The organism is Arcicella sp. LKC2W (assembly GCF_034931005.1).
In the GTDB taxonomy this organism is placed as follows: domain Bacteria; phylum Bacteroidota; class Bacteroidia; order Cytophagales; family Spirosomataceae; genus Arcicella.
Genome location: NZ_JAYGIN010000018.1, coordinates 81,390 through 99,701, shown reverse-complemented (window position 1 = coordinate 99,701; position 18,312 = coordinate 81,390). Strand labels below are relative to the sequence as shown.

Below are 18,312 nucleotides of genomic sequence, written 5' to 3'. Positions count from 1 at the left end.
GTCATTTACGAATTTCGGTTATGCGTAAGGCAATATAAGGTTTCAAGGGCAATCTCACCTGTTTTAAATCTTTGTCATAAAGACGATAATCATTCACTTCTCCAACTTCAAAAATGGTTGGAACTGCTTTTATCGTCATGTCCCAAGTATCAATAATTTCTACTTTATAGCGATTTCCTTTTTTGGGTTTTTCAAAATTGGCATTTTTATTAGGCAAATTAAATAGCCATTTTTCATTAATTTCCTTACCAAAATAGATGAAATAAATCCCTTTTCCTGTGGTCGCTATTTTGCTATCTCTGCTAATATCAGCTTGTTCGATTGGGGCGTTTGCAGCTTCTAAAATGTTACGAATAAAACCGATTCGCTTCCAACTTGTGCCTTTAAATTCGCCTCCTTTTGCCCAAAATATGGTGTCTCGGAGGTCTTTTAACATATATGATTCGCCGTGCGTAACATACGTTCCTCCGATTAATCCCATCCAAATCAGATGATTCATTTCTTCGCCACTGTAACGCCCCCAACGTTGGCTAAGATTACCTTCGTAGCCAACTTCATCAAAAATGGTCGGTTTATTGTAAATATTTCGCACAATTGAAGCGGCTCCATAATTCATCACTGGGGCTTCATCTTGGATTGAAACGTGCGTAAATTCTGGTCGCCAATAGTCAAAATACTTGCCTGTACTACCATGAATTGAACATAAATGTTGGTACGGGTCATTTTTAATGACTGCTTTTGTCAATGTAATCCAGTCGGCATCAGTTTTACTTTTTACATAATCATACTCATTTGCCATCGACCACCAAACATTTCTAAAAGACGATAGTCGAGCCGTTAAATACTTGATATATTGCAAATTAGCCTCCATAGGCATTTCGTCAAAACCCCAACGTCCTTTGTCATAAGGATGAAAAATAATTAAATCGGCTTCAATTCCCAAGCCTTTCAAATCATCAATTCGTTTTTCTAAATGCTGAAAAAAGGCAGGATTAAATTGCGTAAAATCCCAAATTTTAGTTTCCTTTCCTAACGAATCTTTCTTCGTTGATTTAATGAGATACGGATAAAGCGTAGGTTCTTCTTTTACTAAATCATAATTTTTAGGAAAAACGCCCATTCTGATTTTATTAAAACCTGTGTTTTTCAAGGTTTTAAGGGTCATTTCTTGAACATCATTGGTCATGTGCGTCCAAGCATAAGCGGTTGTTCCAAACGGAAAATATTGTTTGCCGTCAGCATATTTAAAATTATAAACATCGCTAACTTTCACCATGCCATGATTGTTACTTTCTGCTTTTATACATTCAAATTCCCCCTTTTTATTGTTTAATTCGGCAATATTACTTTGGGTTGAATATTTCCAAATACCCATTTTGGAAGGCATAAATCTGATTATGAAAGTGGTATTCCCATCATAAAAACCTTGCACAGAAATAGTAGTATCTTTACCTGTAAAAGTCGCAGAAATATTGACTTCTGAGAAATTATTTTTACTTGATTTATGCTCGAATTTGGCTTCAAATCTATCCCATTGCTCAATTTTTGACTGTGCAAAAGCATCCAATATGAAGAATGTTAGGAAGAATCCTACCTGAAAATACTTGATGTGTTTTTTCATTGATTCATCAATTTCAATGCCTCTTTCGCAATGCCTACTCCTGTGATGTCATAATGATTAAAAATCTCATTCTGAGAACCCGTAACAGTGTATTCATCAGGTATTCCCATGATTTTGAATGAGTTACGAAAACTATTTTGCATTAAATATGATGCAACTGCTTCACCCAAACCACCATTTATCATGTGTTCTTCAACTGTAATTATGGGTTTCCCTTCCGAAGCAATCGTATTTATTAATTCATAATCCAACGGTTTAATCGTGTGCATACTCACCACTTTTGCTTGAATGCCATGTTCAGCGGCCAATTTTTCAGCCGCTTCAAAAGCAGGTAAAACGGTTTCTCCTGTTCCAATAAAAGTTATATCCGAACCCTCTCTTACGATTCGACCTTTACCGAGTTGGAATTGGTTATTGGTTGATTGGTTATTGGGGAATTGGTTTTCAGCTTCATTACCCGTAGCTAATAACCAATCACTAATAACTAAATTAAAAGGCATCGCTTTTTTCCCAAATCGTAAATAAATTGGTTTGTTTAAAGCGGCTGCTTGTAAAATTGCTTGTTCTGTTTCAAAATTATCGGCAGGGGCAACAACAATTAAATTATTGATAGCTCTCAAAACTGCGTAATCGTGTAAACTGTGGTGCGTTGTGCCTAATGCTCCATAACTTACGCCTGCACTAATGCCGACCAATATCACTGCATTATTGGAATATGCTACGTCATTTTTGATTTGCTCTAATGCTCTTGCCGTCAAAAAACAAGCAGGAGATACTGCAAACACGGTTTTTCCTGCCGAAGCCAAACCTGCGGCAACACCTACTAAATTTTGTTCAGCAATACCAACTTCAATAATTTGCTTTGGGAATTTTTGACCGAAAGGCGTTAATTTACCAGAACCTCGTGAGTCGCTTGTTACGGCAATGATATTTCTATCAACTGCCGCAAGCGATTCGAGCGTGGCGGCAAAAACTTCAAGATTTGCAAGCCCTTGCGTGGGCATTTTTATATCATTCATCATTAAGATAGTTCAGAAATTGCCAATTCATATTGTTCCGCAGTGGGAACGCCATGATGCCATTTTAGTTGATTTTCCATGTAACTTACGCCTTTTCCTTTGATGGTATGAGCGATTACAAAACTTGGTTTTCCTTCCTCAAAAGGTAATTGGTCTAATGTTTCTTTTAATTTTTGAGGGTCGTTGCCATCAACTTCCCGTACTGCCCAACCAAAACTTTTTAGCTTATCAGCAATGGGTTCAGTATTTAAAACATCGGCATTTTTACCTGTAATTTGTAATTTGTTGTAGTCCAAAATGGCACATAAATTATCTAATTTATAATGTGATGCTGATAAAAAAGCTTCCCAATTTGAACCCTCTGGCAATTCTCCATCGCCCAATAAAGTAAAAACTCGGTATGATTTTTCATCCATTTTTGCAGCCAAAGCCGTACCAACGCAAATGGGTAAGCCATGACCCAATGCCCCTGTGTTTTGTTCTACACCATTGACTTTTCGGGTTGGATGCCCGATATAATGCGACTTATATTTACACAATGTTTCGAGGTCAGTTTCTGGGAAAAACCCTTTATCCGCCAGCACAACAAACAATGCTTCAACGCAATGTCCTTTACTTTGGATATATCTGTCTCGGTCGCCAGACTTGAAGTTCTCTGGATTTACATTCATCGTATCGTTATATAATACATTCAAAATGTCGATACAAGATAAACTTCCGCCTGTGTGACCTGCTTTGGCTTTGTAGATGTATTCAAGGATTTTTCTTCTATAAATCCGAGATTTCTCTTGCAATTCTATACTTGTCATTTTATTTAGGTTTTATTCCAAAACTGGCTCAAAAGCCGAAATTATTGTCGTGGAAAATCCAAATTTTATTTATTTTCTAACATAAACGATTACTCGCTGATATTTCGTTAGCGACGGTGTTCCATTGTCAGTTCCTTCAAAAATTAAATGAATTGTTTGTCCACTCAAGGCATCTTTTGGAATTTGAACTTCCGTCCGCAAAGCATTTGGCGTTATAATCTGAACTTTATTTGGATAACTTCCAACATTCAATTGCCACCATTTTGTGGTAACCGTATTTCCGTCAGGGTCGGACACAATTCCATTTAATCTAATTTTTTCACCTGCCGAAGCCATCACGGTCATAGTTCCTTCAATATTAACTACGGGTTCATGGTTAGCATTTTTATATTGAGAGGTAACTGACCATTTTAATCTTGCGGCAAAACTTTGTTGAGCTTGCGGGAAAAAGTTTGGATAAGCCATTCCTTCAGCATTTTTAGTGTTCATTGAGCCAAGCATATTTGCCATAGCGTTGGCACTTGTATCTGATGGAGTTGCAAAATTTATTGCTTCTCTTTTGCTATTTACGCTACCGCCCCAACCACCATAAGTACCCATTTCATAAGCACGTAAACCATTGCCAAGCATATTCATAAAAGTATGATTATCTCCCTCGCCCAACCATGTTCCCTTTGGCTGAACAGGCATCCAAACAGCATAACCCATTTTTTTGAGTTCTTCGTTGGTATAGCCTGATAAGCCAAAATAATCTAATTTATCACCTTTTACCATTTGCTTTCCATCGCCCCAAACACGGTATAAATTTCCAAATGAGCCTCTATCCGAAACGTTTTCTTTCATCCACGAAGCCGTTAGGAATAAAGAATCTTCTTTGGAAGCTTTCAATTGAGCTCCATAACCATAGTTTGGTCCACCACTAAATTGACGATATTCAATATCAGCCCAATTTGGTTTTATATAAGTTGCATAAGTATCGTCTTGGTCGCCAGAAGGTAAAAGGACAACTTTTCGGTTGATTTTCTTCTTAATATTTTCCCATTCAGCTGTAAACTCATAATCTTCTTGAATTGATTTCAAGGCTCTTGCAATTGTACTTTGACCTCCCCAAGCAGCTATAAATAATTGACCAGATTTATTATCTAAAATTAATGATTTGATTAGGTTTGAACCTTCTGTATTTTTAGAAATTTCACCGTCAAATTCAATATTTCCATATTTGATTTTTGACTTTAATAATTTTGGGTCAGGATATTCAGGATTATGAATTTTTAAATTTGGATATGCTTTTTCGTAAGCATCTACAATATCATGAATAAAATGTTCATCTTTTGCCCATCGCCAAGACGTACATGGACATTCATTTAAACCAAAACGAGCATATTCTCTTCCTGGCACAAACCATTTTGTACCTTTTTCATCGCCTTTCCAGTGAAAACCACTACTTGCATAAATCAAACCCTCAATATCGAAATCACTGCTATATAAAATAAAGCGTATAAGAGAATTATTATCATCCAACTCTGGGTCGGCCGTGATAACAATACGGGGTTTTATTTTATCCGAAAATTGAGCAATAACTCCATTTGAGAAAATACTTGATAAGAAGACAATTGCGTAAAAAAATATCTTCTTATCAATAAGGAGGCTTTTTATCGAATTTTTCATGTTATAATTCTTGGGTGAAATCTATCAATATTTTAACGTTTAAGAAATAACCTTTTCTGGCACTTCTACAATTTATACGGGTTAGAACGCAGGCAGGGTTCAAAACCCTGCCTGCGTTAATCGGTAATTGAATTCACGTATATATCGTAGTAAAAATAAACTATTTTTAGTGTTGATAAACCTCCCAACCCATATAATTTTCAAATGCTTCTTTCAAAATACCCGCCGTTTTCGACGCATTCATTACCACATGATGCTCAAAACCGTTTCTACAAACGTATTGCATTAATTTCTGTAAATCTGGAATTTTGGCAACTGCACGGTTTCCAAATGTGTTTAGGGCATCATCTGTAAGGTCACCCTCACCTATATACGCCTTAATAACGCCCTTTGTATCGTCTGTGCTCAAACGTCCGTAAGTCAATGGCATGGCTGGTGTTCTGCCGTCCAATGCTCCGTAGGTATTTTCTACGCCAACAGTTGTTCCTAAAATTGGGGCGTTACTAATTTCAATATCTGGAAGGAATGATTTTGCCCAGTTTCCGCAGTGGAACAACACGCATTTGTTTTCATCATCGGCATAATTATTATTCCAATCCACCAATGCACTCGGCGAACCTGATGCCAATTGCATGGCGTACATCGTCAAAGTTCCCGTAACATCTACCTCACAAGCACTTGGAAGCATATTTTCCGACATCATACTCATGCTTGTACATACATTACAACCATAATTTTGTTGTAATGAAGTCCAGCATTGAATAGCCGTTGCATCAAGTACGTTTTCAGCCATAAAATCATTCAGAACAACATCTAATTTGGCAATTTGCACTAATGCTTCACTCGGCGTTTTTCCAGTTTTGGCATAATTCGAGATTTTCTCCAAACGTTCTTTTACTACCGAATCATCTTTTGTTAATTTATTGGCTTTTCCAAGAATCTCCGAAAGGTCACAAGTAACAACCGAAATACCATTTCTTTGTAAGATTTTTTCACTGTAACGTACTGTATTAAAGGCAGTTGGTCTTGCTCCAATTGCTCCAATTCTGACGTTTTTCAAACCTTTTACAACTCTACAAACAGCCATAAAATCTTTCAATTCTTGCTGAAAACTTGCATCTGACGGTCTAACAACGTGTTGAGAAGTCAATGAGAATTTAATGCCATATTGATATAAATTGTTACAAACCGAGATTTTACCGCACCACGAATCACGTCGGCGAGCAACATCCAATTTATTCAAATCATCTGGATAACCTTGAATTAAAACAGGTACATTTAAGTTTGCCATTTTCAAGGTGTCTGCTACACCTTTTTCATCTCCAAAATTTGGAAGTACCACCAATACTCCTACAATTTCATCAGCGTGTTGTCTGAATAATGTTGCACATTTTTGAGCATCACCAAAGGTTTCAACACCACCCAATTTTGTATCGTTACTATCCAATAAAATGGGTTTGATATTCATTTTTGTTAGCACCTCAAGAATTTCTACACGTGCTAATTCCACTAAACTATCAGGGAAAAAATTACGATTCCCGATGATAACGCCTAAACTTAATTGTTTCATATTTTTAAAATAATCGTTTATATTATTTGTAGCACGGGAATCTTTCCCGTGAAGCGGAGTCAAGTCTATTTGTAGGCTTCACGGGAAAGATTCCCGTGCTACATATTCGCAAATTTATTCCGTTCAAAATATATGTTATTTCCCAGTTACCACAACTCGCTGATAACGAGTTAATTGTGGCGTGCCGTTGTCTTTTACTTCTAAAATAAAATGGATGGTTTCCCCTTTTTTAATATCATTTGGCATTTTGAATGAGGCATTTTTATTATCGGCATTTTGGATGGAAATTTTACCACCGTAAGTATCCACATCTTCATATTGCCACCAACGATAATTTAATTTATTGCCATCGGGGTCAGTTGCTATTCCGCTTAATTTTACGGTACTATTTGGGGAAACCGTCAATTTTGAAGCGGTGATTAATTTTACTGTTGGTTCGTGATTGGCATTTTTATAATCCTTAATACACCAATCAGCACGAGCGGCAAAGTCATTTTGGAGGGTTTCTAACCAACGAGTTTGCCCATAAGCTAAATCTAATTTTTGGGTATATGGGTTGAAATCTGCCGTAGCATCGCCATCTTCCCAACGATTTGGAGTAGTTTTCGACTGTACCAAACGACCGCCCCAACCACCATTTTGAGGATTTTCGAGGTTTCCTAAACCTACATCAACTAAATGTAAAAATGCAGGAGAATCACCTTCAGAGATAAAATCATATTGTCCAAAACTTCCCCATTGATTCTTTTTAGCTTTTTCCATGCTACTGTAAATATCATCAATTTCGCCCGCAGGAGGGTTTCCATCGCCATAACTATAATACATTTTAGTTAACGCTCCGTGATTGTTGATGATTTTATCACCCATAAATTTTCCTTCCAAAAACGAATGCAATTCCTTCGGAACGGCTGTTTTCCAAAAATAAGCTAAACTCCAAAACTGTTTTGAATTATAGTAAATCTTAACATCTTTCCAGTTTACCGAAATATACTTTTTGTACGTAGCATCTTGGTCGAGAATGGCATAAATAATGGCTTTTTTGCACACTTTTGCATAAATTTCTTGCCATTTAGCCGTGTTTTTATATTCGTCTTCAATTGATTTTAAAGCTCTTGCAATGGTATTTGTACCACCCCAAACTTGCAAATAAAGCGGAGTCATATCCTCATCAAGCAATTTCTTTTTGATAAAATCAGAACCTTCGGTGTTTTTTTCCATTTCACCCTCAAAATCAATATTCCCAATGCTCACAAGGCTTTTTAAATGGTTGGCAGTTGGATAACTATCTGAATGTTTTTTCAAATTTGGATATACTTTTCCATAAGCATCAATCAGATTGGTAATCCAATCTGTACCAGGCCAACGCAATTCTGTTCTTTCACCATAGAGATTCTTAGTCATTTCCATTTCAGAAGTAAACTTTGTACCTTTTCCATCGCCTTTATAATGCCATTGAGAACTCGAAATAATAAGTCCTTCAATATTAAATTCATTCGAATAAAGCAATAACCTAATAAATGAATCCACATCATCTAATTCACCATCTGTCGTAACAATGGTACGTGGCTTGATAGAAGTTGTTTTCTTAACGCTTGATTTTGAAGACTGAGCAAAGGCTATATTTTCTGATAAAATCAGCGTCCATGCCGTTAAAAGAATGGCGAAAATAAATTTGTTTTTCATTATTGTTTTATGGAAATTGTTTTGGGATATTTCTCTAACAAATACTTCCGTAGCCGTCAGTTTAGCTTTAAAATAGTATCATTTTTGGGTATTTAATTATCTCTTTTAGTTTAGTTCAGTAGTTTTTTTGAGAGAATTAAATAAACAGATTTGCTATTATTTTAGATTTTCAACCACAAAAATTAGCCTACCTGACGGCTACGAATATATAATTTGTTTCTAATTGGCAATAATCACGTCGATTTCATTGTCATTAAAAACTTGCTTATGTTTTTCTTCAATTCCAGTATCTGTAATGATATAATCAATCAATGATAATGCTCCCAAACTTGCTAAAGCACTTTTGCCAATTTTGGTACTATCTGCCACTAAATAGGTCACTTCGGCGGCATCAATCATGGCTTTTTTTACCACTAAATCACTAATACTTGGGTAAGTCAAACCTGATTTTAGGGATATGCCAGCCGTTGCTAAAAACAATTTTTGAACATTTAATCCTTTAAAAAAATCAGCAGCTTTTTGCCCTGTCAATGAAAGAGTTGGTGGTTTAAACTCTCCACCAGTCATAATTACCTCAATCCCCGATTCTGTTCCCAACATCAAAGCAATGTTCAACGCATTAGTAATGACCGTTAAATTTTTTAAGCCTTTTAGCTTTTTGGCAATTTCGGTAGTTGTACTTCCCGAGTCCAAAATGATAGTATCACCACTTTCAATAAATTCCAAACATTTATGTGCTATTCTCTCCTTTTTATCAAGATTATCTTGATGAACCAATGAAAAACTTCGCACTTGGTCTTCTACATTTTTGAGATATGCACCACCATGTTCTTTAATAATCAAGCCTTCACTTTCTAACTTTTCTAAGTCTTGCCGAATCGTGACTTCAGTAACTTTAAAGAGTCTTGATAAATCAACCACTTTGGCTGAGCCATCTTCTTTAAGTAGTTCTAAAATTTTATCTCGTCGCTGATTTGGTAGTATTGCCATATTGTTGAATCAAATTTAAAAGGAATAAATCGAAAATAAAAATAAATAAAAGAAAATAATAAATAGTAAAATGAAAATATTTCATTGATTAGTCAATTTTACTCTTTGTATGGTACAATTTATATTGAAAATTACGAATAAAAGATAAATAATGAATAGTAAACAAAATATAAATATATCAAAGAGAAAATTAATTTTGAGGAATGAATATTACACTTCAAATGAGCATAAATATCATCATAAATGAAGTAAAATGTATTCTATTAAGTTGTTGATTATCAATAATGAAAGACTCAAAATTATTGATTTGAGTTTATTTTGAACGACTTGAGATTTCGTCAAAATTGATGAGATTGCATTCTGTGAAGAAATATTTAATTCTGAGACACTTTATAAACCCAGTTTCATGGCGGCATTATGTTGTTTTATGTCTTCAATTCGAGTGTATCGTTGAATCATTGCAGAAGTTTTATGCTTCGATTGTCGCATAATTTCAGAGTCGTCGGCTCCATTTATTTTAGCAATAGTAATGAATGATGCACGAAGTGAGTGGGCAGAAAACTCAGTTCCAAAATAGGTTTTTACTAAATCATTTACGGTTTTATCGGTCAGTCTTTCGGTGGTTATTTTATCGCCTTTCCGCACTCTTACAAATAAGGCGTCGGCACTTTTTTCTAATCTTTGTATCCAAGATTGCAACGTTCTGATAGGACACAAAATGGCTTCTGGACTATAAAAAATGGCTTTTTCTTCATAATCTCCGTATTGATTTGTCTTAGATTTTTTCATTGAAACAATTAGCCCTTCTTCTGTAAATTGTAAGTCTTCAACATTTAAAGCCACTAATTCCGACCGACGAAAAGCACCTGTAAAACCTAAAAGTAGCAAAGCTTTATTTCTTAATTTTGCATTACTTTCAGTATCAATTTCTCTGAGCATTAACTTTAATTTGTTGAGTTTAAAGGCAGGTGCTTGTTTTTGTCGAATCCCGTTTGCACGTTTGATTCCCTCCATTACCGTTCTGAAAACTCTATTTTGAGTTGGTGTTTCTAAATTCTGTAATTGGTGTAATTTTGAGATTGCCGCTAACCTACGATTGATGGTTGCCCATTTGCAAGTATCCGCCAAATGAGCCACATAACCCGCTAAGGTTTCGGGTGAAGCAGGCAAAGCAACTTGACCATTAGTTTCGCACCATTCATTAAAATTTTTCAAATCTGCTTTGTAAGCACGTTGTGTATTGTACGCACCTTGCAATCCTAATCTTCCATATTCATTTAATTTCTCTTTTAATTCAGTAGAAAGAGAAAGCGATTGATTAGATGATTCTTGATTTGTAATTGTTAGATTTGAATTCATTTTACAGATTTTTAACAAATATAATTACTTTTGATAATTAAAGATTATCAAAAGTAAAATTTACTTTTAATTTCCTAAAACAAATTTCTCAAATTATTGATTATTAAGTAAAATTGTTTTATTCCAATTTATGATAAGATTATATAGTCATAAAATTACTAATTTTGAATTCTGAAATTTTGTGCTCTATCAGTATTTAACAACTTATTTGTGCTTTATCCTTTCAATTGAATCTCAAAAATTAAGCATTTTATCTAACACTAATAATAACCTTGAATCAAACTTTTATTTCTGATAACGAACTCATTGCTCTCATGAATGAAGACAATGCCTTAGCTTTTGAGGTATTGTATCATCGTTATTGGAAAAAACTTTTTGTGACGGCTGTCAATAAAACGCAAGACCAAGATTTGGCTCAAGAAATTACACAGGAAATTTTTGTTGATTTATGGGAACGTAGAGCTTCATTAAAAATAACAAATGTGAGTGCTTACTTGAATGCTGCCATTCGCTTCAAGGTTATTTCTGCCTATAAAAGTCAGCTTGAAACACAAATTGAATATTTAGAAATCCCCGATAATTCTACAAATGACTCTTTGGAACTTAAGGATTTTGAAAAATCTTTAGCTTCTGCGGTTGCATTATTACCTCAAAAAACCAAAGAAATTTTTCAGATGAGCCGTTTTGAACAAAAATCAGTCAAAGAAATTTCTGCAAAATTACAAATCCCCGAACGTACTGTCGAGTACCATATTACCCAATCTTTACGCTTTTTGCGTCTTCATTTACAGGATTATTTCCTCTCTTTCAGTTTTTTTATGTCTAAAATAGTATTGTATTATTTTGATAATATTTTATATAAAAAGTAAAATTTATATAAACTTTCTGTGATTTTAAATATTTATTTGCGGTTAAGTACCATTTTTTAGACTTGTATATAAGGGCAGGTTAATGGTTGTACGCATTTATAAATCCCGAAATCCTCAAAATGAAAAATGTATGAGTAAAATACAATTTAAAGCCATACTTGAAAGCTACTTAAAAGGAACTTGTTCAGAACAAGAACGAAAATTAGTAGAACAATGGTACGAGTTGTTGGATGAAGACCACCAAGTTCTCTTTCCGTCTTTGTCGTTGGATGACTTGGAGCGAGAACTGTGGGAAAAAGTGAAAGCAAAAAGCAAGCTACCTGAAAATGTTACTATTCGTCCTATCCGTTGGTATCAGCAAAAGAATTTTTACCGTGTTGCAGCAAGTGTATTAATTCTGATTGGTATTGGAGGGTTTTTCTGGAAAAATCAGGGAAGTAATAACGTTGCCAATGCCACGATTACGGAACAGTATAAAAATTTTGTGCATCACGAAAACAATACCCGTAAAGCGGAAAAAGTATTATTGCCCGACGGAAGTATTGTTACGCTAAGTGCCAAAAGCTCAATTGATTATCCTGAGAAATGGGCGAGTGAAAAGCGTGAAGTTTTTTTGAATGGGGATGCTTTTTTTGAGGTAAAACGTAATCCCAAACAACCATTTTTAGTGTATGCAAATGAAATCGTTACGAAGGTTTTGGGAACAAGTTTTTGGGTGAAAGCTACCAATCCAAACAATGAAGTTGAAGTGGCGGTGGTAACTGGTAAAGTATCTGTTTTTAAGCAAGATGCCAAAGCTGACTACATTTCTAAAACGACCAAAAGCGGCGTGATTTTGACACCGAATCAGCAAGTAAGTTATTTTCCTGAGAACAAAGTATTTGTGACAGGAATCGTTAAAAACCCTGTGTTGATTCGCCCTGAGCCGCTAAGGACAACACAGCTTACCATTTTGCCTTCTTTCAAATACGATGAGACAACAATTGCAGATGTCCTTAGCGATTTGGAAGAGGCTTATGGTATTGAAATTATTGTCGAAAATGAACATTTAAACAATTGTCCATTAACGGCAGATTTAACCGAGAGTAACCTTTATACAAAACTTGATATTATCTGTGCTACGCTAAGGGCAACTTATGAAGTGCGTGGTACAAAAATATTAATTAGTGGTAAAGGATGTCAGTAAAAGACTTGATTATCGAGTCAAAAAAGCAAAAAAGGCTAAAGGTGTTGCAGCACCGATAGCCTTAGTATTTAAGTCAAACCGTTCAAAATTTAACAAAAACAAGTAAAACTATGCAAAAAAATCAAAAAATTAAACCTCCATTATTTAGGATTATGAAATATTCCTTGTGTCAATTGCTTTTAGTCTGTTTGTTTTCCTCGATTTCGGTGGCAAATAGCTTTACACAAGACTTGCTAAATCGAACGGTAAGTCTAAGAGTGGATAATGTAGAGTTTAAACAAGTCCTAAGTAATCTTGAAAAAGCTGCCGACGTTAAATTCGTTTATAGCTCAAAAGCAATCCAACCCAATAGAAAAGTAAGTATTCATGCAACCGAACGTAAACTTTCGGAAGTATTAGAAATGGTATTACGTCCGCTACAAATAAACTATCAAGTTGTGGGTGGACAAATTATTCTGAATAGTCAAGAAATTGAGAAAATTAATATCGAAAATGGTGGAATCAATACAATATTACCAGCCGACCAAACAGTAAAAGGAAAAATTATTGATGAAAATGGTGCGGGTTTACCAGGGGCAAATATTTTATTGAAAGGCACCTCAAAAGGTGTTAGCTCCAATGCAAATGGTGAATTTTCAATTACTTATCCCTCTGGTACTAATGCTATTTTGGTTATTAGTTCTGTTGGTTATATTACGCAAGAAGTAACCGTTGGTGCGAGAACAGTTATTAATATTTCGCTTGCAACGGATAATAAAGCATTAGCAGAAGTAGTGGTTGTGGGTTACGGTACACAAAAGAAAAGTGACGTAACGGGTTCAATCGCTTCAATTAATGATAAAGCCTTGAGAGAAGTACCAACTTCTAATATGGTTTCAGCTTTACAAGGGCGTGTGGCAGGTTTAGAAATTCAGAGAACTGGCTCAACGCCAGGTTCTGGGAATCAAATTCGTATTCGTGGAGAGCGTTCAATTAATGGTAGCAACGACCCATTGGTAGTTTTAGATGGAATTCCTTTTGAAGGAGGCAATTTGAATGATATTAACCCAAATGACATTGCTTCAATTGATGTATTGAAAGATGCTTCTGCCACCGCTATTTATGGCTCAAGAGGTGCTAATGGGGTTATTTTGGTTACTACCAAACGTGGAAAATCAGGCGAAACAAAAGTTAGTTACAATGGCTATCATGGTATCACAAATATCATCAGTAAATATCCTGTTTACAATGCGGCTCAATACCAAGCCATGCGTAATTTATCGGTTTATTCTTCGGGATATTTAGCTCCAGAATTGGAATCTATTGCTAATGGAAGAACAACTGATTGGCAAGATTTGATGTATAAATCTGGTTATATCACCGACCATAATATCACGGCTTCAGGTGGTAAAGATGATAATTTATTTACCATTGGTGGTGGATATTTCAAAGAAACTACGGTTTTGCCTGGGCAAGATTTTGAGCGTTTTACCTTGAAGGCTTCGACAGATACTAAAATTGGTAAAAGATTGAAAATTGGTTTAAGCACTTTTAACACCTTTAATACCATCAATGGTCAGCAATTTGTTTATCCAATGTTTCCAATTTTGACATTAAGTCCTTTAATGCCAGCTTATAATGCAGACGGAGGTGTTATCAAAGCTCCAGCGGGAAACCTTGATGATGCCAATCAATACAGTCCGTTGTTATTAAACTCAGACCCTAATTCGTGGGAAGATAAAACCAGACGTTTACGTACTTTCAATAATTTATATGGAGAAGTTCAAATCTTGAATAATTTAAAATATCGCTTAAATATTGGGGCTGATTTTTCATTTCAAGAAAATGCACAATTCCAAAAAGCAGACAGTTATTTCAGAGCAGGACAAACGAGTTTTGCCAGTATGAATAATGCAAAGTCGTATTCGCTTTTGATGGAACATTTATTATACTTTGACAAAACTATCGGAAAACATAAAGTTGGTTTTACAGGATTATGGAGTGTTCAGAAATCTCAAACGTATAATACTTACACAAAAGGTGAAAACTTAGCGGCTGATTTCATTCAATATTATGATTTATCTCAGGCTTCAAGCAATACCTTAATGAATGGTTCTGAATCGTCAAGAGGCTTGATTTCGACGATGGCAAGAGTAAATTATGCTTATGATGACCGTTATTTAATTACTTTAACGGGTCGCCAAGATGAATCTTCGGTATTAGCCGTTGGTCGTAAAGCCATTTTTTATCCTGCGGTTTCTTTAGGATGGAATATTTCTAATGAAGCATTTTTGAAAAACAATGCCACTGTTTCAAACTTGAAATTGAGAGCAGGAACAGGTACTACTGCCAATCAATCTATTGGGCCATATTCTACACTCGGTGGCGTTGTTCCGTTTTTATTTCAAGGTGGTTCAAGAATTCCAATCAAGTATAATTTCGGAAATACGGTTGTTTCAGGTTATAATGTAAACGCTTTGCCAGATGCCAATCTAACTTGGGAAAGCACCGTTGGCAAAAACATTGGTCTTGATTTTGGCTTGTTAAATGACCGAATCACTGGTTCAGTAGATTATTACTCACAATACACAAAAGGTGTTTTATATGGCGTAACCTTACCACCAACTTCTGGTATTACAGGTCAATATTTGACAAATATCGGAGAAATGAGCAACTATGGTATGGAGTTTAGTCTTTCGTCTGTAAATGTTCAATCTGCGAGTGGTTTTAAATGGAGTACCGACTTCAATTTATCATTTAACCGTAATAAATTAGAAAAATTAGACGGTTCAGTTACTCAAAATATTGCGAATAGTTTACACGTGGGTTATCCTTTAACTGCCATTTATGACTACAAAAAAATTGGTATTTGGCAATTAAACGAAGCCGATGTAGCAACTAAATATAATTCTGTTCCAGGTCAAATTAAATTAGAAGACCTCAATAATGACGGTAAAATTACGGATGCTGATAGAAGTGTAATTGGTAACTCTCAAGCTGATTGGCAAGGTGGTATGACGAACCGTTTTAGTTATAAAAACTTTGAATTATCGGTTGTTGCCTTTGTACGTATGGGTGGAACTTTGGTAAGTGCTTTGCACCAACCACTTTCAACGTATGCAACTATTTTAGATGGTCGTAGAAATCAGTTAGCCGTAAATTATTGGACTCCTTCTAATCCAACAAATGATTTTCCAATGCCTTCTGCTTCAATAAGTCCAATCTTATCGGCAGGTTCAACGCTTGGGTATTACGATGCTTCATTCATCAAAATTAGAAGTATCAATTTAGCGTACAATTTACCCGAAACTTTACTCAAAAAAGTAAAAATGAGTGGTGTAAAAGTGTATGCAACCGCAACGAATCCATTTATTTTATTTGCTCCGTACTTAGATAAAGGTGGAATTGACCCAGAACCAAGCGGTCAAGGCTCATCGGGTTTAGTAGGTGGTGGACCTGGAAATATTTCGGGACGTAACCTAAATGTTAGACTTTCAACACCTCCGACGAAAGGGATTATTTTTGGAGCTAACATTTCATTTTAAGTAGGTTTTAGGATTGAATAGTTCAATTTATTGATATTCAGCAAATTGATAACTGAATTCTATTCAAAACTTGCCAAGCAAGTACGAGTAAAACACATTTTTAATTTTGACATCAAATGAAAATAAAACATAAAATATCAGCCATTCTCTTGTCGGTTATTATGGGCGGTGGTTTCCTAAGTTGTAAAGAGGTATTGGAAGAAACACCTCGAACTGCCTTTACCATTGATTATTTCAAAACTTCTGACGGTCTGTATTCGGCAGTTTATACGGCTTATGCAGGTATGCGCTATGATTTTGGTCCTCAAGGAGCTTTAATTTTAGCGAATGTTGGTACAGACGAATTCAGTTTTGGCGACCAAGGAGCAGCAACAGACCAAACTCGTGAATTGGGAACATATAATTTGAGTCCAACAAATGGTGCTATTGGTACACCTTGGGGACGTAATTATTCCAATATTAACCTGTGTAATGCCGTTGTAGAATTTGCTCCGTCGGTAACATTAGATGCTACTTCAAAAGCAAAATTGGTTGGCGAAGCCAGATATTTAAGAGCATTATACTATTTATTATTGGTTCAAAATTTTGGAGCAGTTCCATTAGATTTAGGCTCTGGAGAATTAAAATTCAATGCAACACCGAGTTGTAAATTCAATCGTTTGGGAGCAGATTTACTCGAAAAGAATTACAAAGCGATGATTGATGATTTGATTTTTGCGAGTGAAAACCTTCCAGACCAACGTCCAGCGGGAGAATTTAGACTTTCAAAAGTTGCCGCATTACATTTATTATCAAGAGTTTATTTGTACCGTGCTTATTCTACGGTTAAGCAAGCAACAGATTTTCAGAATTCTTATGATAATGCCAAAAAAGTAATTGATAATAAAGCAAAATACGGAGTGGATTTATTGCAAGATTATGGCGATGTCCACAAAGAAGGAAATGATTATAACAAAGAAGTTATTTTCTCAATTGAACGTACTCCTTTGAATAATATCGCCAATGAAGTAAATAACCCAAGTACCGATTTTGCTGAAAAGGTTAATATTTCTTGTAACTTTTTTGTGTCTAATTATCAGGCAGTTACAAAAGGTGGTAAGGCATTTTTTCCAGTTCGTGTACTACAATATGGTCGTCCGTTACGTCAGTTTTTACCAACCCGATGGACTTTAGATGTTGCCTTTGCTGACAAGTTTAATGATAGCCGTTTTATGCACACCTTCCGTGATACTTATTATGTGGCGACTTTTTACACAAAAGGTACTGCTGACTATGATACTTATGTGGCAAATATGGCTTCGATTAATTTAACATTAGGAGATACGGCTTTTTATTTAGCTCCAACCGAAGAAATTGCCAATAGAATGAAGGCCTTAACAGGTGCTGCTGCTAAGAAATTTGTCGTTTTTGCACCGAGCGAAATGTACACAAATCAAAAGAGAGTAAATAATATTTACCCTGCGTTGAAAAAATATGAAGCCGTAAACCGTGCCAATTTTCAAGATGTTTCTGGTCGTCCTTTTGTGGTGGCGAAGTTATCAGAAGTTTACTTATTGGCGGCAGAAGCGGCAATGGCTCTTGGTAAAAACGATGAAGCAGCTCAATTAATCAACATTTTGAGAACACGTGCGGCGTACCGTCCAAACTTAACTACCGCAGATTTGAATGCTCGTATTGCTAAAAATCAAATTACGGCAAGTGCCATTAATCTTGACTTTATTTTGGATGAACGTACTCGTGAACTTTGCGGTGAAAGTATCCGTTGGGCAGACTTGGCGTTAAGAGGAAAATTGATTGACCGTACCAAAACAAAAGGGTATAATCCTGATGTAGCCACAATCAGTAATTTCCACTATTTACGTCCAATACCGCAGTCTCAATTAGATGCTACTTGTGAAGTTAATAAATCGCAATTCCAAAACGAAGGGTACAAATAAGAGACACAAAAAGTAGAGTGAAGTGTAAAAAGTAAGTGAATAGGTTAGTTCGGTGTTACCCCTCCAAAGGATTTAAA

At 35.5% G+C, this 18,312-nt stretch carries 12 protein-coding genes; 4 read left to right on the top strand and 8 right to left on the bottom strand.

Annotation, left to right across the window (positions count from 1 at the left end):
• Position 1 precedes the first annotated feature (1 nt).
• From VB796_RS15365 to VB796_RS15330, 8 genes are all read right to left on the bottom strand, one after another.
• Entirely contained in the window at positions 2-1,621 is a 1,620-nt protein-coding gene (locus tag VB796_RS15365; protein ID WP_323347448.1) for a DUF5060 domain-containing protein, read from the bottom strand.
• Positions 1,618-2,640 (bottom strand): transketolase family protein, encoded by a 1,023-nt coding sequence (locus VB796_RS15360; protein WP_323347447.1) that lies wholly within the window; start codon positions 2,638-2,640, stop codon positions 1,618-1,620. Before VB796_RS15360 ends, VB796_RS15365 begins: the two co-directional genes overlap by 4 nt.
• Positions 2,641-2,642: 2 nt before the next feature.
• Complete coding sequence (locus tag VB796_RS15355) at positions 2,643-3,449, bottom strand: transketolase (protein ID WP_323347446.1); 807 nt, start codon at positions 3,447-3,449, stop codon at positions 2,643-2,645.
• 69 nt (positions 3,450-3,518) lie between these two features.
• Entirely contained in the window at positions 3,519-5,117 is a 1,599-nt protein-coding gene (locus tag VB796_RS15350; RefSeq protein WP_323347445.1) for a DUF1593 domain-containing protein, read from the bottom strand.
• Positions 5,118-5,283: 166 nt separating this feature from the next.
• Positions 5,284-6,687, bottom strand: a complete 1,404-nt coding sequence (locus VB796_RS15345) for an L-fucose/L-arabinose isomerase family protein (RefSeq protein ID WP_323347444.1) — start codon at positions 6,685-6,687, stop codon at positions 5,284-5,286.
• A gap of 135 nt (positions 6,688-6,822) precedes the next feature.
• Entirely contained in the window at positions 6,823-8,370 is a 1,548-nt protein-coding gene (locus tag VB796_RS15340) for a DUF1593 domain-containing protein (protein WP_323347443.1), read from the bottom strand.
• 219 nt (positions 8,371-8,589) lie between these two features.
• Positions 8,590-9,354, bottom strand: a complete 765-nt coding sequence (locus tag VB796_RS15335; RefSeq protein WP_323347517.1) for a DeoR/GlpR family DNA-binding transcription regulator — start codon at positions 9,352-9,354, stop codon at positions 8,590-8,592.
• 396 nt (positions 9,355-9,750) lie between these two features.
• Positions 9,751-10,719, bottom strand: coding sequence for a site-specific integrase (locus VB796_RS15330; protein ID WP_323347442.1), 969 nt, complete (start codon positions 10,717-10,719; stop codon positions 9,751-9,753).
• Between the two features lie 272 nt (positions 10,720-10,991).
• On the opposite strand from VB796_RS15330, the gene VB796_RS15325 reads away from it, so the two are divergent.
• From VB796_RS15325 to VB796_RS15310, 4 genes are all read left to right on the top strand, one after another.
• Complete coding sequence (locus VB796_RS15325; RefSeq protein WP_323347441.1) at positions 10,992-11,588, top strand: RNA polymerase sigma factor; 597 nt, start codon at positions 10,992-10,994, stop codon at positions 11,586-11,588.
• Positions 11,589-11,718: 130 nt separating this feature from the next.
• The gene (locus VB796_RS15320) at positions 11,719-12,774 is read left to right on the top strand and encodes a FecR family protein (RefSeq protein WP_323347440.1); all 1,056 of its coding nucleotides are present in this window, start codon (positions 11,719-11,721) and stop codon (positions 12,772-12,774) included.
• A gap of 110 nt (positions 12,775-12,884) precedes the next feature.
• Positions 12,885-16,298: a TonB-dependent receptor gene (locus tag VB796_RS15315; protein WP_323347439.1), complete on the top strand. Its 3,414-nt coding sequence runs from the start codon at positions 12,885-12,887 to the stop codon at positions 16,296-16,298.
• 116 nt (positions 16,299-16,414) lie between these two features.
• A complete protein-coding gene (locus VB796_RS15310; RefSeq protein ID WP_323347438.1) occupies positions 16,415-18,235 on the top strand; it encodes a RagB/SusD family nutrient uptake outer membrane protein in 1,821 nt (606 codons plus the stop codon).
• Positions 18,236-18,312 lie beyond the last annotated feature (77 nt).

What these genes read in the sequence shown, in the direction of transcription:
- VB796_RS15365 (WP_323347448.1), bottom strand. Translation starts at nt 1,621, where the DNA reads ATGAAAAAACACATCAAGTATTTTCAGGTAGGATTCTTCCTAACATTC.
- VB796_RS15360 (WP_323347447.1), bottom strand. Translation starts at nt 2,640, where the DNA reads ATGAATGATATAAAAATGCCCACGCAAGGGCTTGCAAATCTTGAAGTT.
- VB796_RS15355 (WP_323347446.1), bottom strand. Translation starts at nt 3,449, where the DNA reads ATGACAAGTATAGAATTGCAAGAGAAATCTCGGATTTATAGAAGAAAA.
- VB796_RS15350 (WP_323347445.1), bottom strand. Translation starts at nt 5,117, where the DNA reads ATGAAAAATTCGATAAAAAGCCTCCTTATTGATAAGAAGATATTTTTT.
- VB796_RS15345 (WP_323347444.1), bottom strand. Translation starts at nt 6,687, where the DNA reads ATGAAACAATTAAGTTTAGGCGTTATCATCGGGAATCGTAATTTTTTC.
- VB796_RS15340 (WP_323347443.1), bottom strand. Translation starts at nt 8,370, where the DNA reads ATGAAAAACAAATTTATTTTCGCCATTCTTTTAACGGCATGGACGCTG.
- VB796_RS15330 (WP_323347442.1), bottom strand. Translation starts at nt 10,719, where the DNA reads ATGAATTCAAATCTAACAATTACAAATCAAGAATCATCTAATCAATCG.
- VB796_RS15320 (WP_323347440.1), top strand. Translation starts at nt 11,719, where the DNA reads ATGAGTAAAATACAATTTAAAGCCATACTTGAAAGCTACTTAAAAGGA.
- VB796_RS15315 (WP_323347439.1), top strand. Translation starts at nt 12,885, where the DNA reads ATGCAAAAAAATCAAAAAATTAAACCTCCATTATTTAGGATTATGAAA.
- VB796_RS15310 (WP_323347438.1), top strand. Translation starts at nt 16,415, where the DNA reads ATGAAAATAAAACATAAAATATCAGCCATTCTCTTGTCGGTTATTATG.